Below are 22,952 nucleotides of genomic sequence, written 5' to 3' on the forward strand. Positions count from 1 at the left end.
TGGCCTCCAACAGCGGGTCACGGAGGCGCGGGCCCGGTGGGCAACTCCCTTGCGGGAGCGCCGCGTGGTGAGCGGGCGGCATACGGCGACGGTATGGAGTTGATGTGGTGCTGCTGTGGTGCCGTACCGCTGGGGGTACAGGTGTGCCGTATGCGGGGCCTGACAGGAGTGAGACTCTGCCGTAACCGGACGCCGCAAGGCAATTCTGAGTTGCGTGTGAAAGCTCACATCCTGTTTGGCCCAGGGGATTCCGAGAAAGCTCCACGCGCGAAGGCGCCGCCCGGCTAGGCTCACTGCCTTTCCGAACGGCGCCAACTACCGCGTAACCGGCCCTGATTGGACCGAGCTTCTCAGATGTGCCCATCCTCCAGCATTTCGGTCACAAGGGCCGCGATCTGGGACCTCTCGGACCGCGTCAGCGTGACATGGGCGAAGAGCGGATGCCCCTTCAGTTTCTCGACGACGGCGACGACACCGTCGTAGCGGCCGACTCGCAGATTGTCCCTTTGCGCCACATCATGGGTCAGAACGACCCGTGAATTCGCGCCGATCCGTGACAGAACGGTCAGCAGGACGTTCCGTTCCAGCGACTGCGCCTCGTCCACGATCACGAACGCGTCGTGCAGCGAGCGGCCGCGGATGTGGGTGAGCGGGAGCACCTCCAGCATCCCGCGCGCGCTGATCTCCTCGATGACCTCGCGGCTGGTGACCGCGGACAGCGTGTCGAAGACCGCCTGCGCCCAGGGGCTCATCTTCTCGGACTCGGAGCCGGGCAGATAGCCGAGCTCCTGCCCGCCCACCGCGTACAGCGGCCGGAAGACCATCACCTTCTTGTGCTGACGGCGCTCCAGGACCGCCTCGAGCCCCGCGCACAGCGCGAGAGCCGACTTGCCGGTGCCGGCCCGGCCGCCCATGGACACGATCCCGACGTCCGGGTCGAGGAGCAGATCGAGCGCGATGCGCTGCTCGGCGCTCCTGCCCTTGATGCCGAAGACCTCACGATCTCCGCGCACCACCCGGACGTTGCCCTCGGGCGTGACCCGGCCGAGCGCCTTGCCACGCTCGGACTGGATCGTCAGACCCGTGTGCACGGGCAGTTCCGCCGCCTCGGGCACGTAGACGTGCCCCTCCTCGAAGAGGATGTCGACCTGCTCGCCGGGCAGGGTCAGTTCGGACATTCCGGTCCAGCCGGAGGCGTCCGTGATCGCGAGCTCGGCGCGGTACTCCTCGGCGAGGAGCCCGACGGACGAGGCCTTGATCCTGAGCGGGAGGTCCTTCGACACGACTGTGACGTCGAACCCCTCGGCCTGCAGATTGCGGGCGACCGCGAGGATGCGGGAGTCGTTGTCCCCCAGGCGGTAGCCGCTGGGCAGGACGCTGGGGTCCGAGTGGTTGAGCTCGACACGGACGGTCCCGCCGAGATCCCCGATGGGGATGGGAGCATCAAGGCGGCCGTGCTGGACGCGGAACTCGTCGAGCAGGCGCAGGGCCTGCCGGGCGAAGTAGCCGAGTTCGGGATGGTGCCGCTTGGCCTCCAGTTCCGTGACCACGACGATCGGCAGCACTACTTCATGCTCGTCGAAGCGGTTCAGGGCGTGCGGGTCGGCCAGCAGGACGCTGGTGTCGAGAACATAAGTGCGCCGGTCGGGCTTGTGGCGCTTTGTGCTGGTCACCACGGAAGGACGTACCCCCTCGGATGAGGTCGGGGAGCGACGGAGTGGAGCTGGACCGGTCGTCGGCCGCCCTGCACGGGCCGAAAACCGGCCCTCCGCCTTGTCGTCCGCGCTGTGACCGCACGGTCGGGCTGGTGCAAAGGGCCTCCCGGGCGGACGGCCCCGTGCCGTCCGCTGAGATACGACACCCGTGGTTCGGGCGTCGACCTGCTTGGCTTATGCCCTCGAACATGCGCCGCCATGCCAGTGCATATGACGGCGCGCTGGTGAACTCCTTGTTACTTCCGCCCCAAACGGGGTATTCGGGCGCCCTTCGGCCGGGTGCGGGCCTCAACCGCCGTGACGACGGTCGCCCGGCCGCCGTGACGACGGTCGCCCGGCCGCCGTGACAGCGGTCGCCCGGCCAACGTGACAGCGGTGGCCTAGCCGCCGTAGCGGCGGTGGCGTGCCGCGTAGTCGCGCAGGGCGCGCAGGAAGTCGACCTTGCGGAAGGCCGGCCAGAAGACCTCGCAGAAGTAGTACTCCGAGTGGGCCGTCTGCCACAGCATGAATCCGGACAGTCGCTGTTCGCCGCTGGTACGGATCACCAGGTCAGGATCGGGCTGGTCACCGGTGTAGAGGTGGCGGCCGATCATGTCGACGTCGACGGACTCGGCGAGGTCCGCCATCGAGGTGCCCTTGTCGGCGGCGTCGAGGATCATCGAGCGGACCGCGTCGGCGATCTCCTGGCGGCCGCCGTAGCCGATGGCGACGTTGACCAGTATCCCGTCGACCTTCTCGGTGGCCTCCTCGGCCTCCTTGATGGTGCGCTGCATGCCCTGCGGCAGCAGGTCGAGCGTGCCGACGTGGTGCACGCGCCAGCGACCGTCGGCGGCGAGGGAGCGGACCACGTCCTCGATGATCCCGAAGAGCGGGACGAGCTCTTCCTGCGGCCGGTCGAAGTTGTCCGTGGAGAACAGCCAGAGCGTGACGACCTCGACGTCCGTCTCGGTGCACCAGCCGAGGAACTCCTCGATCTTGTCCGCACCGGCGCGGTGACCCTGGGCTGTGGTGGAACCCGCGGCCTTCGCCCAGCGCCGGTTGCCGTCCATGACGACGCCGATGTGCTTGGGCACCTGGGCGTGGTCCAGGTGACCTTCCACCCGGCGTGCGTACAGCCTGACGAGCAGGCCGCGCAGCTTGTCGCGCAGGTTCACGTGATTGTCAGCCCCTCCGTACGGTGGCGGTCCCCGCGGAGCGAGGGTATCGCGGGCGCGTCTGTCGGGGTGCCGGTGGGTTGTGGCGCCTCTCACGGGGGTGCCTGGCGTGCAGGGGCGAGTGCCGGTCCGTTGGGGGCTCGTCGCGCAGTTCCCGCGCCCCTTGGGCAGGACGCCCGCCCGCCCCTTTGAAGGGACCCCTCCGGGCACAAAAAACGGGCCGGTCCGTGGGGGGGATACGGACCGGCCCGAGGGGGGGGTTCCACCATAACCCTTCGTAAGTGATGCCGCGCGCATCGGCGTGCCACAACTACTCTCCGGAGTCGGGCGGCGACGGCCCGGTGGCCGTCAAGGGCCTCTTCGGGGCGGGTTCATGGCCGGAACACAGCGGATTCTGCGGGGAACCGGGCCGGAGGCGGGGAGATCCGGGAGGTTTGGTGAGCTTCCCCCTCCCGGGTGACGCCCGGGTGAGCGCGCCTTTGACGCCGAAAGTGTCGGCGGCGGTCGCGGCACCGCGCAGCCCCCTCCGCCGCGCGGTACCGCCCGCGCAGCTTTGCTCACGCGAATTACCTTGGTCTGAACTTACGTAAGACCTGGGGCCGACGCGAGCCGCCTGCGATAACAATGTGGAAACCGCATGGAGGCATGGATCCACGGGGGGCATACAGCCCGAATGGGTGGTGTTCGTGGCGAACCAGGGCACACCGAGCGAGGACGAGACCTGACCTCATGCCTGCGTACCGTCGGAGCATGACTTCGGCTTCCGGGCATCGAAGAGGTGGCGGGTGCTGTGGGCGATGAAGGGGCCCTCGGACTCGATCCGCTCGTGCAGGGCGCGAAGCCGGGGTTCGTAGGCCTCGACGGTGAAGCCGGGGACCATCCAGACGACCTTGCGCAGGAAGTGCACGACGGCCCCGATGTCGTGGAACTCCATGCGCAGGCGCTCGGCGCGCAGGTCGACGATCTCCAGGCCGGCGGCCTCGGCGTCGGCGCGTTCACGGTCGGGGTGGCGGTTCGCGCTGATCTCCGGCGACAGGGGGCCGAGAAAGTGCTCGACGAGCTCGAACGCGCTACGGGGACCGACGTGTTGGGCGAAGTAGGTGCCACCGGGCTCCAGCACACGGACGATTTCGGGCCAGCTGGGGTTAACGGGATGCCGGCTCACCACGAGGTCGAAGGCCGCGTCCGCGAAGGGCAGCGGCGCGTCCTGCGGCGAGGCCACGACGGCGACGCCGCGCGGGCTGAGGCGTGCGGTGGCCTGGGCGACGTTCGGTGGCCAGCCTTCGGTCGCGACGGTGAGCGTGGGTGCCTTCGGGGCGGCCGCGCCGAGGGCGAAGTCCAGCACCTCTCCCCCGCCGGTCTGGAGGTCGAGTGCGGCGGTCGCGCCGGCCAGCCGGCCGGCCATCGAGCGCGCGTAGCCCCATGACGGCCGCGCCTCGGTGGCCCGCCCCTCGAACCAGGAGAAGTCCCAGCCCTCGGTGGGAACGGCGGCCCCCTCGGCGACAAGCTCCTCAAAGGTACGTCGCCCGTGTTCGGCCGCGCTGTGCTGCTGCTCTGCCATGGGGTGATCGTCGCAAGGCGTGGTCAGTGGCCGCAGCTCATTTTTTACTGCGTGACGAGTACCCGCCCGGCGGCGCGGTCGCGTTCGTGGCGCAGGAGTACGACGCCGTTGCCGAAGGTGCGGGACTCGATGAGCCGGAGGGCCGCCGGGGTCCCGGGCGCCGGGAAGAGGGGCTTGCCGGCGCCGACGAGGACGGGGTGGACGCAGATATGGAACTCGTCGACGAGGTCGTGGCGGAGGAAGGCCGCGGCGAGGTCGGCGCCGCCCAGGCCGAGGTCGCCGCCGGGTTGCTCCGTGAGGGCCCGGACCTCCTCGGGGACGACCTCCCGCACGACGGTGGTGTTCCAGCCCGCGTCCTCCAGCGTCCGCGAGTACACGATCTTCGGGATCTCCCGCCAGATGGCGGCGAACTCGGCGGTGACCGGGGTGGCCTCGGGGTCGGTGTCGGCGGTGGGCCAGAACGCGGCCATCAGCTCGTGCGTGACCCGGCCGCTCAGCAGCCCGCCCATTCCCGCGACCACGTCGTTGAAGTACCGGTGCAGTTCCTCGTCGACCCGGTGCCAGCCGATGTCGCGGCCCGGGCCCTCGATGTAGCCGTCGAGGGACACCGACATCATCAGGACGATCTTTCGCATGGACACCCCGTCTCGTCTCACGTCGCCTGTCGCGGCAGTCGGCAACCACCGTAGTCACCGTTTCCCGTATGAATAGGGAGGCGCAGAGGGAGGGGTGGTCGGACATGGGGCGTTGGCGTGACGGGCGGGGGAAGCTGGTCGTACCCGGCGAGGGCGAGGCCGTCGTCAGGGTTCCGCTGGAGATCGCCGCCTCGTACCGGGCCCGCACGAAGGGCCTGCTCGGCCGGGATTCCATCGACGGGGCGATGCTCCTCTCCCCCGCGGGCAGCGTCCACACCTTCCGGATGCGCATGCCGATCGACGTCGCGTACCTGGACCGACGGCTCAAGGTGATCGCCGTACGCACCATGCGGCCGGGACGGCTCGGGCTGCCGCGGGTGTGGGCCCGGCATGTGCTGGAGGCGGAGGCCGGGGTGATGGCGGGGTGGGGGGTGCGGATGGGCGTGCGGGTGGACATAGAGGTGGAGGAGAGGTAAGTCGCCGGCCCGGCCCGATGGCAGGCCCTCACTCCGACGACGGCCGGGAGGAGGCGAGCAGTTCTTGCAGGTCCCGCACGAGGATCAGGTCGTAGCGGCCGAGGGCGGACAGACGCTCGAAGATCTGTCTCGCTGTCGCCTCCTGGCGTTCCGGGTTCGAGTCGAGATCGCGGACGGTGAGCAGCGAGTCGTACCGCTCAAACGGCATGCCGTGGTCTTCTTCGTACTCATGGGTGAGTTCCACCTCGACCGCCGCGTGCCCGAGGTTCGCCGCATAGTCGACGAACTCGGCATCCACCGGCTTCACTTCGGAGCGCTCCTTGGGACTGAAAACCTTTTCGGTCTCGTCTATGGAATCATCCCGGGACTTCCCCCGTTCCCCTTCCTCCGATCCGCCGTTTTCACCAGGTACACCTCCGCCTGCGCCTCCTGCCGCCATGAGGGCGATCCCCGCGATGCCCAGCCGTGCAGCCACGAGAACTCCCTCCGGGGTGAGGCCGCCCACGGCGCCGCTTCCGGCCAGGGCGAGGCCGGCTCCTGGCGGAAAGGGCGCCAGGAGGGAGAGGAGGAGCAGGGCGAAGCCGAGGTAGGCGAGGAAATGGTCGAGGGCTTCGAGGAGGTGAGTGGTGGGGATGACCCGGCCGTCGGGGCCGGCCGGGCCTGCGCTTCGCCAGAGCAGAAGCGTTCCGGTTGTCGCAGAGGCCACCGCCGAGGAGAAACGGAAGCGGTGGGTGGCGAGGGGTTCGGCCAGGGGTTGGGCGGCTGCTTCGCGCCAGGTGCGGAGCAACATCGTCAACAGCCAGGCCGTCCAGGCGAGGGCGGCTGCCGCGCAGGCCAGGAGGAGCTTCGGGCCGGTGCACGTCGTGAAGTACTCCTGGAGTTCGGCCGTGGATTTGAACGAGCCGACGCCCAGGAAGAGGACGGACGGGAGCAGCAGGAGGAAGGGGATCAGGTTCAGGAGTCGTCTTCTGCGGCGGACCGTGCCGGCTCGGGCGGCTCTGATGTGTGCTCGTATGTCGGCCGCACGCCAAGGCTGTGGACGATCGGTGGCGTCGATCCGGGTGGCTGTGTCGGCCACTGCGCGGTGCAAGGGTTCAAGGGCGGCAGGTGGAGTCGCGGGTGCCGCATAGCAGAGGGCTCGGCGTAGGCGTATGAAGCGCAGAGCTATCAGCGGGGTCCGGGGAAGACGCCAGGCCGCGTAGCGAATCAGGGTGGCTGCGGTGTCGCCGTCCGTCCGCTCCCGCGCCAGTAGTACGCCGGGTGATGCGTGAAAGTCGCCACCGTCGCCTCGCCCGTCCGGCCGAGGTGCAGTGTGGCCGCAGGGGAGGGGAGCCAGGACGTGAACACCTCGCCCGGGCGCGGGATGTAGGGAGGTGACAGGCTGTCGGGGACCAGCCAGCCGCCATGGCGCGACAGGGCGCGATCTGCGTCCAACGAGTAGCGCAGGAGCGCTTCCAGTAGGCCGAAGCCGGCACCGAGTGCGGCTCCCAGGACGGTGAAGTCCGTCAGGCCCCACTGACGACGGACCTCGAGTTCCAGGAGCGCCGTGGCCGTTCCACAGGCATACATGCCGACGAGAAAGGCCAGCAGCACCGTTGAGAGACGTACTGAACGTGTTGGCCAGGAAAGCGCGCAGAGCTGGACAACCCCGTACAGCGCGGCAGCCGCCATCAGTACGGTCACGCGGGCCTCGTCGACATGCCGTCCCTTCTCCACTGTGATGGGTCACAGTCTGCCGGTGAGCGGCGTCCCGGGTCCACCACGGTGGGGGGTAATTATCTCCTATGTGATGGACACCGTGAAGGTCTAACCTTGCCTTCGCGTTAGCGAACGCATCCTTGCATGGGGGAACGGGAGAAGCACGCCGACTGAGCGGCAGAAGCGGCTGGGTGCCGAGTTGCGCAAGATGCGGCTGGCGGCGGGCGCCACCACGGAGTACGCGGCCGGACTGCTCGGCATCGATCGGACCCGGCTGTCCAACATGGAGTCGGGGATCCGCCCATTCTCGGCCGAACGCATTCGCACCCTGGCCTGCAACTACGCCTGCACCGATGAGAGTTATGTCGCGGCATTGGTCGCCATGGCGGAGGGCAAAGAGCGGGGGTGGTGGGAGCAGTACCGGGGCACCCTGTCCGCCGGACTGCTGGACATCGCCGAGTTGGAGTGGCACGCCGCGCGCGTGCGGACCACGCAATTCATGCACGTACCCGGACTGCTCCAGACCGAGGAGTACGCCCGCGCAGTATTCGCTGCCGTACTGCCGGCATTGAGCCGGCTCGAGGTCGAACTGCGGGTGGCGCATCGCATGGGTCGGCAGCAGGTGTTCGAGCGGGCCGAGCCGCTTCCTTACGTCGCCTACGTCCACGAGGCCGCGCTGCGCATGCCGTACGGCGGCACCGAGGTGACCCGGCAGCAACTGGATCACCTGGCCGCCCAGTCCGAGCGCGACACGATCCACGTACGGGTCATTCCGACGAGTGTGGGCGGCTTCCCGGGGGCCGGGCACGCGCTGCTCTACGCTGACGGGCCCGTTCTACAACTCGACACCGTGCAGCTTGATTCCGCACACGGGCCGGAATTCACCGGCTCCGAGTCTCAGCTCACCAAGTACCGTTCCCACTTGGACTGGATGGACGACGCGGCGCTGCCCTCGGCGGCTTCGCGCGACCTCATCCGTACCGTCGCCCGCGAGATCTGAGGGAGCCCGCCATGACCGGCATCACCTGGGAAGAGCCCTTCTGCGGTGAAGGCAACAACTGCTTCCGCATAGGCACCGACGCCGACGGCAACGCCTACATCGCCGTCGCCGGACAGGAGGAGCACCACCTGACCGACAGCCGCGATGCCCTCCGTACGCTCATCCGGGACATCAAGGCCGGCAAGGCAGATCACCTGCTCTGACACGTCATGGCGACGTCACGCGCCTCGTCTCTGAAGCATGGTCACTCGAACGAGGAGATCCACAGCCGGGTGGATCGGTTCGGTCTGGTTCAACGGGGCGACTTCGCCTCCACGAGAGCGGCCCGGTGAGCGGCGGCGGCTTCCCGAATCCCGCGTCGCATCACTGGATTCCGCGCCATCACCTCATGCCCGAACAGCTCGGAGAGGAGGGCACGGGTGCGGTCGGCCCGCTCCCCGATCTGCTCGGGGGTCAAGGTCTGAGCGGCTATCTCCTGCATCAGGGCACGGAGACTGATCCCACGAGCCTCCGCCACGGCGGCTAGCTGGTCACGTACTTCGGCGGGCTTCTCCGACCTAAGTCTTGGGGTGCACCGATCTAATGCATCGAGGGCGTCCGGCGCCGCGACTTACGATGATCGGATGCTGACGTTCACCGATGTCATTCTCGACTGCCCCGACCCCTGGAAGCTGGCCGAGTTCTATGCCGAGCTGCTGGGTTGGGAGATCAACACCGACATAAGCCAGAAGGACTGGGTCAACCTGCGCAATGACGGCGTCGAGCTGTCGTTTCAGCGGGTGGAGAACTACCAGCGGCCCAGCTGGCCGGGCCAGGAGCATCCGCAGCAGTTCCACCTAGACTTCGAAGTGGACGAGTTCGAGCCCGAGCAGCGCCGGGTGATCAAGCTGGGCGCCACCCTCCAGAAGAGCTTCGTCGGCGAGTCCGGCTACGGCTGGCAGGTCTACACCGACCCGGCCGGGCATCCGTTCTGCCTGTGCCGCAACCGTCCCCAGTCCTGACCGCACACGACGAGAATCCGCCCCGGCTACGAATGGAGCCGGGGCGGCTGCTTATCCCTGCAGGAACTGGGTGTTGCGCATGACCATCGCCGGAGGTGACAACCATCCAGGTCATGAAGGCTCCGTCGATGCGGGCACCGCAGTGGTGCGAGCAACGATCTCCCGGAAGGAAGGTATTCCCAAGTCAACGGACTGCTGCTGCCGGGAGATCTGCGCGTCGAGCTGGGAGCGTGCTCATGAGCGCAGTCGGTTCCGTATGCGCGGCCGCAGTTCGGTCAACAGGCCACGCGAATCATGACGTCGGGCATGTCGTGAGTTGCATGGCGGACACGTCAGGCGCTTCTCAGCTCTCCGTTCGCGGGAAGGACACTTCCACCCGTCGGTTCTTCTTGCGGCCGCTCTCCGTCGCGTTGGAGGAGATCGGGTACTGCTCGCCGTAGCCGCGGACCTCGAAGGTGACGTTCGGGTCGTTGAGTTCCTGGTCCAGGACCGCCTGCACGGCGTTGGCGCGTTGTCTGGACAGGACGTCGCCGTGGGCGGAGGAGCCGAGGTTGTCCGTGAAGCCGAAGACGCGGATCCTCGTCGCGTTCTGGGTCTTGATCTCCTCCGCGATCCCGGAGATACGCGCCCTGGCTTCGGCGCTCAGCTTCGCGCTGTCCTTGCCGAACAGCACCTCCGCCTGTAGCGCGAACTTCACGTCCGCGTTGGTGTCCTCGCGGCGTTCGTCACCGCTCTGGTCTTCGACGACCTGCTTGATGTCCAGGACTTTGGCCTCGGCGAGGGTGGCGCCCTCGGGGAGCTTGAGGTCGGGGTCGTTGGCGTCGACGTTGACGGGGGCGGAGGCGGACGGTTCGGTGCCTGGGGGGACGCTGGGCGAGTCGTCGGCGTGGGCCGTGGACGCGGTGAAGAGGTTCGCGGCGACCATGAGGGAGGCGGCGGTGAGGGTCAGGGCTAGGCGGGGGGCCGTGGGGGTCATGGTGGCCTCACCCGGAGATCGTGATCGTGGCGCTGGCGAAGGTCGGCAGCTGGAACGTCACCTCGGATGTACTCGTCGGCGGCGCTGGAAACTGCATGAACACCGGGATGGACGCGCCCGCGTCGATCCTGGGCATGCCCGTGGTCGTCAGCGGACGCCCGTCCGTGTCACGCAGCACGTAGTACCGCTTCTTGGTCGCAGAGTCCACCAGGGTCGCTCCGCCGAGCGATGAGCCATGCCTGATGATCTCGGTCTCGTCGCCCGCTGTCCGTACCGAGACCCGGGCCGCCTTGTCACCGTCGTTCTTCAGCTCACCGCTCACTGTGACGAACCCCCCGGAATCCCTCTGCGCAGAGGCGATCTGGAGAATCAGGCCGTCTTCACCCTTGAGTTCTGCCAAGAGTTCGTCGGTCCCCTCCTGAGTACTCGGGTCGGACCCGCCGTTCTTGGAAGCGGACGCCGATGCCTCTGGCTTCTTGTCGTCACCTCCGCCGCCGCAGCCGGCCACACCGACGGCCAGACCAGCCGCAACAGTCAGCGCGACGATCCCCCTGCGGGCCCTCGCAGTGAACCGAATACTCATCTCTCCGCTTCCTTCATCACTCGTCGTTCGCTCGTCAGTCGACCAGATGGACGTCGAAGAGGTCCTCGGGTTCCGGCAGAACGGTGAGGTCGTCCGGGTCCAGGACCCAGTTCCTGTCCTTGCACGAGAGCTGTGGCAGTACGTCGCCCCCGGCATCCCCTCCGGGAAGCTCGAATGTGCACAGCGGATCGATCACCGCGGTGGCCGAGGCCCTGGAGTGACGGTCCTCCGTGCCGGGGACGATGGACTCTCCGACGGACTTGTTGGTCTTCGCCTCGACCGTGTAGGCCAACGGCCCGTCCGGCCCGCACTGCACGTTGGCGTCGTTCTGCGCGGCGAGCTGATCGGCGCGCCAGCACGAGGGGGTCAGTCCCTCCGCGATGCCGTCGAAGATGGCCTGCCACTTGGTCGGGTCGAGTACGTCCTCCACCCACTTGTCCGCGAGTTGGTCCCGAGTGTCCAGGGCCGCCGCCAGCGCCGCCGCATCGGCGGCCGTCTGGGCGCCGTTCCGATTCGCCGCGGCCTGGCCGACCGCGAGGTACGCGAACGCGAGAAAGAGCAGACCCGCCACCACCGTTATATAGATGGGGAAAGCCTGCCCTGCGTCGCTGCCCTCAGAGGATCGCCTCAAGCACCGACGACTTCGTCGACCTTGTCCACGATCGCGTCGTAGATCGTCTGCCCGATGTCCGTCCCCGTGATCGCCAGCACGATCGCCACCACCACCGCGATGATCCCCAGGTACTCCACCGCGGTCTGCCCCCTGTCGTCGCGGGCGGCGCGGGCCTGAAGGTACGTGATGGTCGTGTTGATCCAGTTGCTCATGGTGTTCCCCTCCGCTGTCGTCGCCATCGACATGCGAACCGTAAGCCGGAACACCCCGTCCTGCCGAGGGCCCCTGGGCCCAATTCCCCGTCGCCACAGGTCACCCCAGTCCTCGGTAGGAACTCGGTGCGGTGCCCAGCCACTTCGCGGCGGCCTGGGAGCGGCTTGTGCTGTGGAGTTTGGCGAAGATGCGGTTGATGTGGTTCTTGACCGTCTTCTCGCTGATGAAGCAGGCGGCGGCGATCTGCTGGTTGTTCATGCCTGACGCGATGAGGTCCATGATCTCCACCTCCCTCGTACTCAGCCGGAACCGCAACCTCGACGACTGTCCCACAGTTGGTTGCAGTTGCGAAAGCGCTTTGGGGAAATTGGGGGGTGACGGGACCGACCGTAGGGCGAACCTGCCTGTTCCAGCTGCCAGTTCGCTGCTCACTTGCGGAATCAACGCGTCCATATTTTCGTATGCAGTCGCACTCTCCTGCGCCGCCGCCGCTCGTACGGCGGTGATGAGCTCGTTCACCGTGAACTCGCCGTGGACCAGGTAGCCCGCGGCGCCTCGGCGCAGCGCCTCTCGGACGGTCTCCGGCTCCGCGCTGTAGGTCAGCATCAGGACCGGGGCGATCTTCACCAGGTACGGGAGGGCCGAGATGCCGTCCGTGCCGGGCATGCGGACGTCCAGGAGGACCACGTCGGGGCGGTGGTCGCGGGTCGCCTCGCAGGCCTCGTGGCCGTTGGCGGCCTCCGCGACGACGGTGAGGTCCGGGCGGCCACAGAGCAGGGCGGTGAGGCCTGCTCGTACCACCGGGTTGTCGTCCGCGACGACGATGCGTAAAGGCGTGCGGGGTGGCGTCGTCTCTTGGTCCGGCATCATTCGGCCTCCTCTCAGGTAGTGGGGGGTTGGGAGTCGGCCAACGGAATCACCGCTGCCAAGGGGAGTTCCAGGAGGACCTCCGTGCCCTTTGCGTGGGGGCCCTGGCCGATGTCGATGCGGGCGCCGACGGACGCCGCGCGTTCGAGCATGCCGAGCAGGCCGAAGTGGCCGGATTTGCGGAGGTGTTCGAGGGTGGTGTCCGGGGGGAGGCCCCGGCCGTCGTCGTACACGCTGATGCGGAGCAGGTCGCCGTGGACGCCCGCGCGGACGTCCACACGGGTCGCGGACGCGTGGCGGTGGGCGTTCTCCATGGCCTCCGTGGCGATGGTGAGGAGTTGGCGGGCCACGGCGGGCGGGACGCGGGGTGGTGGCCCGGTGTTCTCGCCGGTGGGGTGGTACGTCGCCAGGAGGGTCGTGCGGGTGGTGAAGTCCTTTGTGCGGGCGGCCAGTTCGGACAGGACGTCCGTGCAGTGGGCCGGGTCCGACTCGCGGCGCAGGTCGGTGAGGAGTTCGCGGGACTCGGCGGCGGCGCGGCGGGCGGCGCGGGCGACGAGTTCGGCCTGCTGTTTCACCCGGGCCGGGTCCATGTCGGCCGAGCCCGCCGAGTGGGCCAGGCCGTCCGCCGCGAGGGCCACGCCGTGCAGGGTCTTGGCGACGGAGTCGTGCATCTCGCGGGCGAGGCGGGCTCGTTCGGCGCCGACCGCCTCCGTGACGGCGAGACGGGCCTTGACGGTGGCCAGCGCCTGCGTCGCCGTGCCGAAGCGGAGCATGAGGTTGCGCAGGGTGGAGCCCAGGGCTCCGGTGATGACGCACAGGCCGGGGAGGAGCAGTCGCTCCGCCGGGCCGACGTGAGGTCCGTCGTTCAGGGCCGCGTGGACCAGCAGGAGGATCAGGGACTGGAGCGAGGCGAAGACGGCGGCGCCGCGCCAGCCGTAGACGATGCCGGCGAGGAGCGGGGTGCACACGCTCACGTAGGCGAGGGTCGTGTCCGGGCCTGCGGAGATCAGGAGCAGCGAGCCCAGGAGGGTGTCGGCGGCGAGGAGGGTGGGGTGGCGGAGGAGGAGCGGGCCGAAGCGTTCCCAGTCCCTGAAGAGGACGTAGGAGGTCATGAAGGTGACCACCACGGCGGCGCCGACGAGGCGGACGCCGAGGCCGGGGCCCGCGTTGAGGAGGGCGGCGGGGGCGGCTACGGCGATCATCGCGAGGCGGAAGCCGAAGACTTGGCGGCACATGGCCTGTAAGGCGTTCACCTGGACCGACAGGGCGGGTGCGGAGGCGTTTTTTTGTACCCGGCCTTCGGCCGGGTTTTCTAAGTTCCCACCCGCACCACCGGTACCGCTTTCGTCGTCGGCTGCGGGTGGCCCCTGTGGGGGCCGACCGCCGTCGGCGGCCGCGCGTCCTTTCACGCTCAACATGGCCCTACTCCCCCGTGATCGACCCGAAGTCCGTCCCCGACCCCAACAACAGCCCCGCGCCCAGCAGGATCATCGTGGCCGGGACCATGAACGTCGTGATCATCATCGTGGCCTTGGGTACCGCGCGGGCCGCCTTGCGGCGGGCGTTCTGGGCGTCCGTGCGGCGCATGTCCTTCGCCAGGGACACCAGCGTGTCGACGATGGGGGCGCCCAGCTCCTCCCCCTGCTGCAGTGCCGTGACGAACATCGCCACCTGCTCGGAGTCGTTGCGTCGGCGCAGTTCCGCGAAGGCCTGGCGGCGGCTCATGCCGAGGTCCATCTGGCGCAGGGTGATGCGGAGTTCGTCCGCCCAGGGGCCCTCGTACTTCGACGCCACTCGGTCCAAGGCCTGCCGGAAACCCAGCCCCGCGCTCACCACCACCGCCAGTACGTCCAGGAAGTCCGGCAGGGTGCGCTCGATGACGTCCTTGCGGATCCGGATCGCCGACCAGATGCCGACCTCCGTCCAGAACGCGCCGAAGGCCAGCAGCAACAGGGCCACCAGTACCTGGCCACGGAGCAGGAACACCAGGAAGCCGACGCCGCCGAGGAAGCCGTAGACCGCCCGGCGGGCCGCGTAGCGGTCGATCGTCAGGCCACCGGGGTTGCCCGCGAGGTCGATCTTGCGGCGGTACTTGGCCACCTGCTTGGGGCCCATCAGCCGTAGGACCGCGGGGGCGTAGCGCATGCCCATGCGGTCGATGAGCGAGTCGACCGCGCCGGTGCGGGTGGCGCCGACCTCCAGGGCGAGCGCCAGGTCGCTGGGGAGCTTGGCGTCGGCCCGGTACATGCGGATGCCGGCAAAGATGCCCCAGACGCTGAGGCCCATCAGCAGGGCGAGCAGGAGTGCCATCGTGTGATCCCCCGCCGCTCAGACGTCGATGCGGGACAGGCGGCGGATGAGGATGAAGCCCACCGCGTAGAGCGCGAACGCGATGATCACCGCCCCTTGGCCGACCGGCGAGCCCGTCATGCGGTCCAGCGCGCCGTCCTTCACGCCGTTCATGAGGAAGAGCGAGCCGACGCCCAGGACCGGGACCGCGTACGACGTCATGTTCACCTGGGACAGCTGCGTACGGACCTCGCGCCTGGTCTCCTTCCTCTCCTCCAGCGTCTCGGTCAGGTTCCGCAGGGCGCTGACGACCTGGCCGCCCGCCCGGTTGGACAGGACCAGGGTCGTGACCAGGACGACCAGTTCGCGTGACGGCAGCCGCTCCGCCATCTCGCCCAGCGCGTCGTCCATCGTGGCGCCCATCGCCAACTGGTTGGCGACCTTGGCGAGTTCCTCGCCGGCCGGGGCCTCCAGTTCCTCCGCCGCCATGCCGATGGCCGTGCGCAGGGCCAGTCCCGCGTGGGTGGCGTTGGCCAGGATGCGGGACATCTCGGGGAGTTGGTTGATGAACTTCTCGATGCGCTGCTGGCGTTGCCAGTTGAGGAACTGGACCGCCGCCCAGATGCCGAGCAGCCCGGCGATCGGGCCGAAGAAGGGGGCGAGGGTGGCCTGGCCGATCAGCCAGAGGCCGGCGACCGCGGCGAGCATCGCGGCGAAGAACTCGCCGGGGGTGATGTCCAGGCCGGTCGCCGCCAGGCGGAGTTCCAGCTTCCGGCCCAGATTCGTACCGCGCAGTCGGCGGTCGAGGTTGCGGAAACGGCGCCGGCGGCCGGTGAGCGGTATCTGGCCGGCTGCCGTCAGGCGTTCCACGAGTGCGGCCCGCTGCGCCTTGCCCTTGGCGTAGAGGTGGACGCCGATGACGGCGAGTACGCAGGTCAGCAGCGCTATGCCGGTGGTGAGGGTGACGAGGGTCTGGAGATCCATGGGGGTCGTTCCTACCTGGCTACTCGGGTGGCTAGCTGATCTGCTGACTGGGCCACGCCGAAGGCCTGGGGCGTGGGCTGGCTCGCCATGTAGAGGCGGTCGGCGGTGCTGCGCGGGATCGGGAAGTACTCGAAGCGGCCGTGGATCCGGCCGTCGGCCGCCATCGGCTGGGCGTTGAAGCGGGCGACGGTGGCGATGCGGTACGGCTCGCTGCCGTGGCTGTCGAGCAGGGCGATCTCGGTGATGCGGCGGACGCCGTCGGCGAACCGGGTCAGCTGGATGATCACGTCGATGGCGCTGTTGATCTGGTCGTGCAGCGCCTCGAAGGGGATCTCGACCTCGGACATCGACGCCAAAGTCTTCAGCCGCATCAGGGCGTCCTCGGCGCTGTTGGCGTGCACGGTGGCCAGCGAGCCGTCGTGGCCCGTGGACATCGCCTGGAGCATGTCCAGGGACTCGCCGCCGCGGACCTCACCGACGACTATCCGGTCGGGGCGCATGCGCAGCGAGTTGCGGACCAGGTCGCGGATGGTGACGCGGCCCTGGCCCTCCACGTTCGGCGGGCGCGACTCCAGGCGGACCACGTGGCGTTGCTGGAGCTGGAGTTCGGCCGAGTCCTCGATGGTGATGATGCGGTCGCCCTCGGGGATGAGTCCGGACAGGGCGTTCAGGAGCGTGGTCTTCCCGGTGCCCGTCGCGCCCGACACGATGATGTTGAACCTCGCCTGCACCAGGCCCGCCAGCAGATACAGCATGTGGTCGTCGAGGGAGCCGAAGCCGGCCAGCTCCTGGAGCGTGAAGGAGCGGGGAAAGCGGCGGATGGTGAGGATGGCGCCGGTGAGGGACAGCGGCGGGATGATCACGTTCACGCGCTCGCCGGAGGGGAGGCGGGCGTCGACCATGGGGTTCGACTCGTCCACGCGCCGGTTGACCGTCGAGACGATCCGCTCGATCGTCTGCATCAGCTGGTCGTGGGAAGGGAAGCGGAGCGGCAACTGCTCGACCCGGCCGCCGCGTTCGACGAAGATCGCGTCCGGGCCGTTCACCATGATCTCCGTGATCGACGCGTCTTCGAGCAGCGGCTCCAGGATGCCGAGGCCCAGCGCCTCGTCGACGACCCTCCGGATCAGCTGGGAGCGCTCCACCGTCGACAGGACCGGACCCTCACGGCTGATGATGTGCCCGAGCACCCGCTCGAGCCGCGCCCGGCGCTCGGCCGCCGCGAGCGAGCTCATCTCCGCGAGGTCGATCTCCTCCAGCAGCTTGGCCCGGTAGGAGGCGACCAGGTGGCCGTCCTCGCCCCGGCTGCCGTTCTCCTCGGGGGTGTTGATGCGTGCTCGCAGGCTCATGGTGGAGTGCTCCTCGTTCCTGCATCAGTCCGTGGTCGCGTCGAGCGGCATGGTGGCGGTCTTGGTGGCGGGGTCGAAGTCCCAGCCGGGGACGATCGACGGGATCTGGACGGTGGCCGTGACCATGACCTCGTCGGCGCCGGATGCCTCGGTGCACTCGGTTCCGTCGGCCAGCCAGCCGCTGACCGCGTTCTGGCAGCCTTCCTGGGCGGCACCCGGTTCGAGCGAGGCGGCGCGCGCCCCGGCGCGGGCCGCCGTACCGGCCTGCTGGGCGGTGTAGGAGATCAGCCCGATCTGTACGCCGGCCATCGCGACGAGGACCAGGATCGGGATGAACCCGAGGTACTCGAGGGCGACCTGGCCGCGGTCGCGGCCTGTGCGGCGGGCCCGCCCGTTCCCGTCGTACGACATCTCAGTCCTTCGCCTCCTCTACGGCGCCCGCGTGGCCGTCGACCTCGAAAGGGAAGCCGATCGAGCCGGGGAAGAGGACAGGGACCTGGAGATGGACGTCGGCCGTGACATAGCCGCCGGCCGTGTCGCATTCCACCGTGCCGCTCCACGCGTCCGGGAGCTTGTCCAGGCCCGCCTGCTGACATGCGCCCTGCCGCGCCCCCGGATCCGCCGCCGTCGCCGCCCGTACCGCCTCGTCGGCAGCATTCCCCGCGAGGGTGAAGGTGTATCCCAGCAGCACGAACTGCCACATCAGCACCAGTGTGAGGATGATCAGCGGGGTCATTCCGAGGAACTCGATGGTGACCTGGCCATCGTCACGTCGGCCCGAGGAAGGCGCCCGCATGGCCCGCATGCCCCGCACCCCTACCTCCCCAGCTCTCTGCGCCGCCGAAAACCGATCGCCGAGCGGTCGGCGCCCCGCAGCCGGCCGGCGCGATGGCCGGGCGCGTCGGACCCCTTGACCAGCCCCAGCTCCCCCGCGAGGGTCCACAGGGCCTGTTTCACGGTGCTCCGGTTGTCGAGTTCGTGGACGCGGCCGGCGTCCACCGCGCCCTGGAGTTCCTTGAAGTTGGCCGGGACCGCCGTGCCGGCGACAGCGGTGCCGGTGATCTTCTGGATGAGCGCGGGCTGGATCTCCGTACCGCGGGTGTGGCGGTTGACGACGACCGTCGTCTCCTCGGCCTTGCGGATCTGCAGCCGGTCCCACATCCGTACGGTGCGCTTGGCGCCCCGGACCGCCACCACGTCCGGCGTCGTGACCAGCAGCGCGGTGTCGGCCATCTCCACGGCGGCCGCGCCCGCGCCGCCGATCTGGGCGCCGCAGTCGACGACGACGATCTCGTAGCGGGAGCGCAGGGCGCTGACGATCTGGCGGGCGGCGCGGTCGGTGACCTCCTCACCCCGTTCGCCCTCGCCGGGGGCGAGGAGCAGGGCGAGGCCGGTGTCGTGGCGGAAGACGGCGTCGGCGAGGACGCGCGGCGAGATGTCGGTGATGGCGGCCAGGTCGACGACCGAGCGGCGGAACTGGACGTCCAGGAAGGAGGCGACGTCCCCGGCCTGGAGGTCCAGGTCGACCAGGGCGGTGCTGCGGCCGGACGCCTGGGCGGCGAGGGCGAGGTGGATGGCGGTGAGGGTCACGCCCACGCCCCCCTTGGCCCCGCTGACCGTGACGACGGTGCCGCCAACGCCGGTGAACACGTCGCCGCCGGCGCCCAGGTGACGCCGTACGCCCACCGACCACTGGGCGACCGCCTGCACGCGGATGGCCAGTTCCTCGTACCCGAGCGGCAGGGCGATCAGACCGCGGGCACCGTAGTCCATGGCGGCCTGGAAGAGGCCGGGGCTGGCGTCGGAGGTGACGAGGATGACGCCGACGGCCGGGAAGCGCAGGGCGACTTCGCGGATGAGCTCCAGGGCGGGCACCGGCCCGATGCGCTCGTGGACGACGACCACCTCGGGCAGTTCGTCGATCGACTCGGCGGCGAGGCGGGCGAGGGTGTCGATGAGCTGCGTGGAGTCGGCCACCGGGGCCACCGGCTCGGCGTCGGGGAGCTGGCTGAGGAGTGTCGTGATGGACCGGATCGCGTCCGCGTCGCCGACAGCCGGGAGGATCCTCGTGGGCATGGCGACCTCTCACTTGTCCTTGGCGAGTTCGTAGGTGCGGTCCTGCTCCGGGACGGTGGTGTCGGTGCCGGGCGCGACGAGCGCGAGCCGGACCTCCTTGGCGAACGACTCGGCGTACGTGATGCGCTGGGCGTCGACGGTGGTGAGAGCGAAGGTGATCGGGACGGCGTCGGTCTCCTGCCGGGTGCGGTCGTCCGCGTCCGGCTTGAGCACCTTGAGATCGCCGACGTCGATGACCCTGGCACTGGTCACGATGATCTTGGACTGGTCGGGATCGTCCTCCCGCTGCCCCTCGAAGGTGGCGTACACGTTGACCGTCGAACCCGGCGTGATCTTGCCCGCGACCCCGGTCGCCGCGTCGATCATGATGGCGACCTCCTGCTCCCCGGGCTGCAGGGCGGGCTGGGCGACGATCATGTCGCTCTGGAGCAGGGAGCCCTGCTCCAGGGTGGTGACGGCGATCTTGCCGCGGATGTCGGCGAGGTCGGTGACCGCGGTGTCCGGCAGCCAGCGCTCGGGCATCTCGGTCTTCTCGAACTGGCCCGCGGTGAGGTTGGTGTAGGGCTGCACGTCGGACTTCAGCCGGTACGCCGTGACCTCGGGGCCGACCTTGGACTTCACGTCGTTGATGACGGACAGCACGCCGGCGAACGCGGCCAGGGCGCACAGGACCGACAGAAGCAGAAGTATCACGCCGCGGCGCTGACGGGAGTTCATGAGCCGTGCAACCTCATTGGGGGTTCGGTCGAGCGGAGTCAGTGGGTGCGGGTGGCCTTCGAGGGGTTACCCGGCGGGCAGTTGGTTCTGGTACCGGGGTGCTGCGGCTGACGCCGGCGATGCCTGTAGTCCTGGTGGTCCGGATTGTGCGGGTGCTGTCGCGGAGCAGAAGACGCAGCGGTCGCCGATGAGATCGATGCCGCACCAGTGACAGACGTTCTGCCGTACCGAGGTGACCAGTTGGTAAAGCACCGACAGATCGGGCAGGAAGCTGCAGAACTCGATCAGCCTGCCGGTCCCCCACCACTGCGCGGACTCGGCCGGCAACGGACTCTCCCGCAGTCCTTGTACGTTCCACGCCTTGGCCAGCGAGTCGTTGACCCAGTCGGACTGGAGCTGCCCTCTGGCCACCAGCATGGACGTGGCGAACTCCGGGCCCGCGAGGGTGGCCCCGGGCCCGATCCGCTCCAGCTGCGGCTGCGGATGGGCGAGCACCGCGAACTGGCTGCCGGGCACCCAGGACTTGGCGTGCGACTTCAGGCCCACGGGGACGCGGTCGAGCTTGGTGACCGAACCGAGGAGTGCTCCGGCGTGGAGGTAATGGGTGAGCAGCCGGCCGGCCGAGGCGAGCACGCCCGGGCTGAGGTCACAGGAGGCGAGCTGCCTCAACTGGCGTGCCAGGACGGCGAGTCCGAGGGGCGGAAGTTCGGGCCGGAACAGGGCGATCCGGTCGCTCTCCAGCAGGGCCCGTACGGTGTGCAGCCGCCGTTCCGTCTGCTGCGAGACCGCGCGCGAGTAGACGACGATCACATGCCCGTGCTGGTCGATCAGCGACTGCAGGACGGCCAGCGAGCGGTCGAGCGGCTCGCTGTCCAGGCTCGGCAGGACCACGGCGGGCATGGTCCGTTCGTCCTGCGGCGGCAGCGCCATGTCGGCACTGGTCACGGCGATGGCAGTTGGCACGCGCAGCTCCCCGAATCCCACGCCCGTCGGCCCGCCCGGCCCTACCCCGGCGCACCCAGTCGACTTCACTGCGTGACTACCTGAGCACTGTATCCACGCCCCCGTGACCGGAGAACAGCGTTTCTGTGACTTCCTGGTCCTGTTGGGAGCGCAAAAGAGGTCTATTTCAGTCCAGATGGGGCGCATGTGCCACGAGATCATGGACGGCGAGGGCGAGTTGACCCGATTGCACAGGCGAGTCGACCCGGCACCCTTGACAGGCCAATTGGTCTGGACCAACTTGTACGCCAACGGTGGCCACCGTCGTCCTCTCCACCCCTCTCCCCCACCGGAGGCCCCAGTGGACCCCGTATCAGGCATACCCAGACGCACCCGGCTGCTCCTTTCCGGAGCCCTCGCCCTCGCGGTGGCCGTGGCCGTGGCCGGCGCAGGCCCGGCCTCCGCCGCGGACCTCAACAACGCGAAGAACGCCGGCTTCGAGTCCGGACTGACCAACTGGACCTGTTCCGCGGGCAGCGGTACGACGGTCTCCTCGCCGGTGCACGGCGGCTCGGCCGCGCTGAAGGCGACGCCGGCCGGGCAGGACAACGCGCGGTGCGCCCAGACGGTGGCCGTGAAGCCGAACTCGACGTACACGCTGAGCGCGTGGGTGCAGGGCGGGTACGCGTATCTGGGCGCGACGGGCACGGGCACGACGGACGTGTCGACGTGGACGCCGGACTCAAATGCCTGGAAGCAGCTGACGACGTCCTTCACGACGGGCGCGTCCACGACCTCGGTGACGGTGTACACGCACGGCTGGTACGGGCAGGCGGCGTACTTCGCGGACGACGTGTCGGTGTTCGGACCGGACGGGGGCGGGGGCGGGGACCCCTCCCCCACTGTCCCCGTGGCGCCCAGCGGGCTCTCGGTGACGGGGACTTCCGCCTCGTCGGTGTCCTTGTCGTGGAGCACTGTCTCGGGCGCGACGGGCTACAACGTCTACCGCAACGGCACGAAGGTGACGGCGGTGACGGGAACGTCGGCGACGGTGACGGGCCTTGCCGCTTCGACGTCGTACTCCTTCCAGGTCACGGCGACGAACACGGCGGGTGAGTCGGGGAAGTCCTCGGCGGTGACGGGGACGACCACGGCGTCTCCGGGCGGTGGTGACGTCTCGTTGCCGAAGCACGCGGTGACGGGGTACTGGCAGAACTTCAACAACGGCGCGACGGTCCAGAAGCTCTCCGCCGTCCAGTCCCAGTACGACATCATCGCGGTGGCCTTCGCGGACGCCACGACCACCCCGGGCGCCGTGACCTTCACCCTGGACTCCGCGGGGCTGGGCGGCTACACCGTCGACCAGTTCAAGGCGGACGTGAAGGCCAAGCAGGCCGCCGGGAAGAAGGTCATCATCTCGGTGGGTGGCGAGCGGGGAGCGGTGGCGGTGAACGACTCCACCTCGGCGACGAACTTCGCGAACTCCGTGTACGCCCTGATGCAGACGTACGGCTTCGACGGCGTCGACATCGACCTGGAGAACGGGCTCAACGCGACGTACATGACGCAGGCGTTGCGGTCGTTGGCGGCGAAGGCGGGCAGCTCCCTGATCCTGACGATGGCCCCGCAGACCATCGACATGCAGTCGGCCTCGAACTCGTACTTCCAGACCGCCCTGAACGTGAAGGACATCCTCACGGTCGTCAACATGCAGTACTACAACAGCGGGTCGATGCTGGGCTGCGACGGCAAGGTGTACTCGCAGGGCTCGGTGGACTTCCTGACGGCCCTCGCGTGCATCCAGTTGGAGGGCGGACTGGCTCCGTCACAGGTGGGGCTGGGGCTGCCGGCTTCGCCGAGTGGGGCGGGGAGCGGGTACGTGTCGCCGTCCGTGGTGAACAACGCGCTGGACTGCCTGGCGAAGGGGACGGGGTGCGGTGCCTTCAAGCCGGCTCGCACTTATCCCGATCTGCGGGGCGCGATGACGTGGTCGACCAACTGGGATGCGGCTGCGGGGAACGCCTGGTCCAACTCGGTGGGGCCGCACGTGCACGCGCTGCCGTAGGCGGTGACGAGGGTGCGGCACTGCTCTGTGGGCGGTGC

At 69.0% G+C, this 22,952-nt stretch carries 26 protein-coding genes; 5 read left to right on the forward strand and 21 right to left on the reverse strand.

The genetic code is table 11. The features are described from left to right. Positions 1 to 350: 350 nt before the first annotated feature. The 4 genes from ACFYO2_RS10610 to ACFYO2_RS10625 form a co-directional block, all read right to left on the reverse strand. Positions 351 to 1,676, reverse strand: coding sequence for a PhoH family protein (locus tag ACFYO2_RS10610; protein WP_388346957.1), 1,326 nt, complete (start codon positions 1,674 to 1,676; stop codon positions 351 to 353). Positions 1,677 to 2,095: 419 nt separating this feature from the next. After that, positions 2,096 to 2,869: an isoprenyl transferase gene (locus ACFYO2_RS10615; RefSeq protein ID WP_388346959.1), complete on the reverse strand. Its 774-nt coding sequence runs from the start codon at positions 2,867 to 2,869 to the stop codon at positions 2,096 to 2,098. A gap of 727 nt (positions 2,870 to 3,596) precedes the next feature. Continuing rightward, positions 3,597 to 4,430 (reverse strand): methyltransferase domain-containing protein, encoded by an 834-nt coding sequence (locus tag ACFYO2_RS10620; RefSeq protein ID WP_388346961.1) that lies wholly within the window; start codon positions 4,428 to 4,430, stop codon positions 3,597 to 3,599. A 44-nt stretch (positions 4,431 to 4,474) separates the two neighbouring features. Continuing rightward, entirely contained in the window at positions 4,475 to 5,065 is a 591-nt protein-coding gene (locus tag ACFYO2_RS10625; RefSeq protein ID WP_388346963.1) for a dihydrofolate reductase family protein, read from the reverse strand. A 104-nt stretch (positions 5,066 to 5,169) separates the two neighbouring features. On the opposite strand from ACFYO2_RS10625, the gene ACFYO2_RS10630 reads away from it, so the two are divergent. Further along, on the forward strand, positions 5,170 to 5,541 hold the full coding sequence (locus ACFYO2_RS10630) for a DUF192 domain-containing protein (protein ID WP_388346965.1): 372 nt from the start codon (positions 5,170 to 5,172) through the stop codon (positions 5,539 to 5,541). Positions 5,542 to 5,569: 28 nt separating this feature from the next. Here ACFYO2_RS10630 and ACFYO2_RS10635 read toward each other — a convergent pair whose 3' ends face one another. Beyond that, positions 5,570 to 6,619 (reverse strand): hypothetical protein, encoded by a 1,050-nt coding sequence (locus ACFYO2_RS10635; RefSeq protein WP_388346967.1) that lies wholly within the window; start codon positions 6,617 to 6,619, stop codon positions 5,570 to 5,572. A gap of 128 nt (positions 6,620 to 6,747) precedes the next feature. Next, positions 6,748 to 7,134: a hypothetical protein gene (locus ACFYO2_RS10640; RefSeq protein ID WP_388346969.1), complete on the reverse strand. Its 387-nt coding sequence runs from the start codon at positions 7,132 to 7,134 to the stop codon at positions 6,748 to 6,750. Between the two features lie 292 nt (positions 7,135 to 7,426). Here ACFYO2_RS10640 and ACFYO2_RS10645 point away from each other — a divergent pair, with 292 nt between their 5' ends. Together ACFYO2_RS10645 and ACFYO2_RS10650 are read left to right on the forward strand one after the other, a co-directional pair. Further along, entirely contained in the window at positions 7,427 to 8,239 is an 813-nt protein-coding gene (locus ACFYO2_RS10645) for a helix-turn-helix domain-containing protein (RefSeq protein ID WP_388347565.1), read from the forward strand. An 11-nt stretch (positions 8,240 to 8,250) separates the two neighbouring features. Then, positions 8,251 to 8,442: a hypothetical protein gene (locus ACFYO2_RS10650; protein ID WP_388346971.1), complete on the forward strand. Its 192-nt coding sequence runs from the start codon at positions 8,251 to 8,253 to the stop codon at positions 8,440 to 8,442. Between the two features lie 89 nt (positions 8,443 to 8,531). Here the strand turns inward: ACFYO2_RS10650 and ACFYO2_RS10655 are convergent, their stop codons facing one another. After that, positions 8,532 to 8,720: a hypothetical protein gene (locus ACFYO2_RS10655; protein WP_388346973.1), complete on the reverse strand. Its 189-nt coding sequence runs from the start codon at positions 8,718 to 8,720 to the stop codon at positions 8,532 to 8,534. A gap of 142 nt (positions 8,721 to 8,862) precedes the next feature. Here ACFYO2_RS10655 and ACFYO2_RS10660 point away from each other — a divergent pair, with 142 nt between their 5' ends. After that, positions 8,863 to 9,240: a VOC family protein gene (locus tag ACFYO2_RS10660; protein ID WP_307161941.1), complete on the forward strand. Its 378-nt coding sequence runs from the start codon at positions 8,863 to 8,865 to the stop codon at positions 9,238 to 9,240. Between the two features lie 343 nt (positions 9,241 to 9,583). Here ACFYO2_RS10660 and ACFYO2_RS10665 read toward each other — a convergent pair whose 3' ends face one another. The 14 genes from ACFYO2_RS10665 to ACFYO2_RS10730 form a co-directional block, all read right to left on the reverse strand. Beyond that, positions 9,584 to 10,216 (reverse strand): OmpA family protein, encoded by a 633-nt coding sequence (locus tag ACFYO2_RS10665; protein WP_388346975.1) that lies wholly within the window; start codon positions 10,214 to 10,216, stop codon positions 9,584 to 9,586. Between the two features lie 7 nt (positions 10,217 to 10,223). Beyond that, entirely contained in the window at positions 10,224 to 10,799 is a 576-nt protein-coding gene (locus ACFYO2_RS10670) for a hypothetical protein (protein ID WP_388346977.1), read from the reverse strand. A gap of 34 nt (positions 10,800 to 10,833) precedes the next feature. Then, a complete protein-coding gene (locus tag ACFYO2_RS10675; protein WP_388346979.1) occupies positions 10,834 to 11,370 on the reverse strand; it encodes a hypothetical protein in 537 nt (178 codons plus the stop codon). Positions 11,371 to 11,426: 56 nt separating this feature from the next. Next, entirely contained in the window at positions 11,427 to 11,624 is a 198-nt protein-coding gene (locus tag ACFYO2_RS10680; protein WP_388347567.1) for a Flp family type IVb pilin, read from the reverse strand. Positions 11,625 to 11,724: 100 nt separating this feature from the next. Continuing rightward, positions 11,725 to 12,492: a response regulator gene (locus ACFYO2_RS10685; RefSeq protein WP_388347570.1), complete on the reverse strand. Its 768-nt coding sequence runs from the start codon at positions 12,490 to 12,492 to the stop codon at positions 11,725 to 11,727. Positions 12,493 to 12,506: 14 nt separating this feature from the next. After that, positions 12,507 to 13,910: a sensor histidine kinase gene (locus ACFYO2_RS10690; RefSeq protein WP_388346981.1), complete on the reverse strand. Its 1,404-nt coding sequence runs from the start codon at positions 13,908 to 13,910 to the stop codon at positions 12,507 to 12,509. Positions 13,911 to 13,914: 4 nt separating this feature from the next. Next, a complete protein-coding gene (locus ACFYO2_RS10695) occupies positions 13,915 to 14,802 on the reverse strand; it encodes a DUF5936 domain-containing protein (protein WP_388346982.1) in 888 nt (295 codons plus the stop codon). Positions 14,803 to 14,820: 18 nt separating this feature from the next. Further along, entirely contained in the window at positions 14,821 to 15,765 is a 945-nt protein-coding gene (locus ACFYO2_RS10700; RefSeq protein WP_388346983.1) for a type II secretion system F family protein, read from the reverse strand. Between the two features lie 11 nt (positions 15,766 to 15,776). Then, the gene (locus ACFYO2_RS10705) at positions 15,777 to 17,114 is read right to left on the reverse strand and encodes a CpaF family protein (protein WP_388346985.1); all 1,338 of its coding nucleotides are present in this window, start codon (positions 17,112 to 17,114) and stop codon (positions 15,777 to 15,779) included. A gap of 24 nt (positions 17,115 to 17,138) precedes the next feature. Next, the gene (locus ACFYO2_RS10710; RefSeq protein ID WP_388346987.1) at positions 17,139 to 17,525 is read right to left on the reverse strand and encodes a TadE/TadG family type IV pilus assembly protein; all 387 of its coding nucleotides are present in this window, start codon (positions 17,523 to 17,525) and stop codon (positions 17,139 to 17,141) included. Between the two features lies 1 nt (position 17,526). Further along, the gene (locus ACFYO2_RS10715) at positions 17,527 to 17,919 is read right to left on the reverse strand and encodes a TadE/TadG family type IV pilus assembly protein (RefSeq protein WP_388346988.1); all 393 of its coding nucleotides are present in this window, start codon (positions 17,917 to 17,919) and stop codon (positions 17,527 to 17,529) included. 11 nt (positions 17,920 to 17,930) lie between these two features. Beyond that, positions 17,931 to 19,190, reverse strand: coding sequence for a CpaE family protein (locus ACFYO2_RS10720; protein WP_388346990.1), 1,260 nt, complete (start codon positions 19,188 to 19,190; stop codon positions 17,931 to 17,933). Positions 19,191 to 19,199: 9 nt separating this feature from the next. Then, the gene (gene cpaB, locus ACFYO2_RS10725) at positions 19,200 to 19,907 is read right to left on the reverse strand and encodes a Flp pilus assembly protein CpaB (protein ID WP_388346992.1); all 708 of its coding nucleotides are present in this window, start codon (positions 19,905 to 19,907) and stop codon (positions 19,200 to 19,202) included. A gap of 66 nt (positions 19,908 to 19,973) precedes the next feature. Further along, positions 19,974 to 20,837, reverse strand: coding sequence for a hypothetical protein (locus ACFYO2_RS10730; RefSeq protein ID WP_388347572.1), 864 nt, complete (start codon positions 20,835 to 20,837; stop codon positions 19,974 to 19,976). A 373-nt stretch (positions 20,838 to 21,210) separates the two neighbouring features. Between ACFYO2_RS10730 and ACFYO2_RS10735 the strand changes: the two genes are divergently transcribed. Then, positions 21,211 to 22,914: a chitinase gene (locus ACFYO2_RS10735; protein ID WP_388346994.1), complete on the forward strand. Its 1,704-nt coding sequence runs from the start codon at positions 21,211 to 21,213 to the stop codon at positions 22,912 to 22,914. Positions 22,915 to 22,952 lie beyond the last annotated feature (38 nt).

It is taken from the genome of Streptomyces sp. NPDC006602 (assembly GCF_042870385.1).
Taxonomy (GTDB): domain Bacteria; phylum Actinomycetota; class Actinomycetes; order Streptomycetales; family Streptomycetaceae; genus Streptomyces.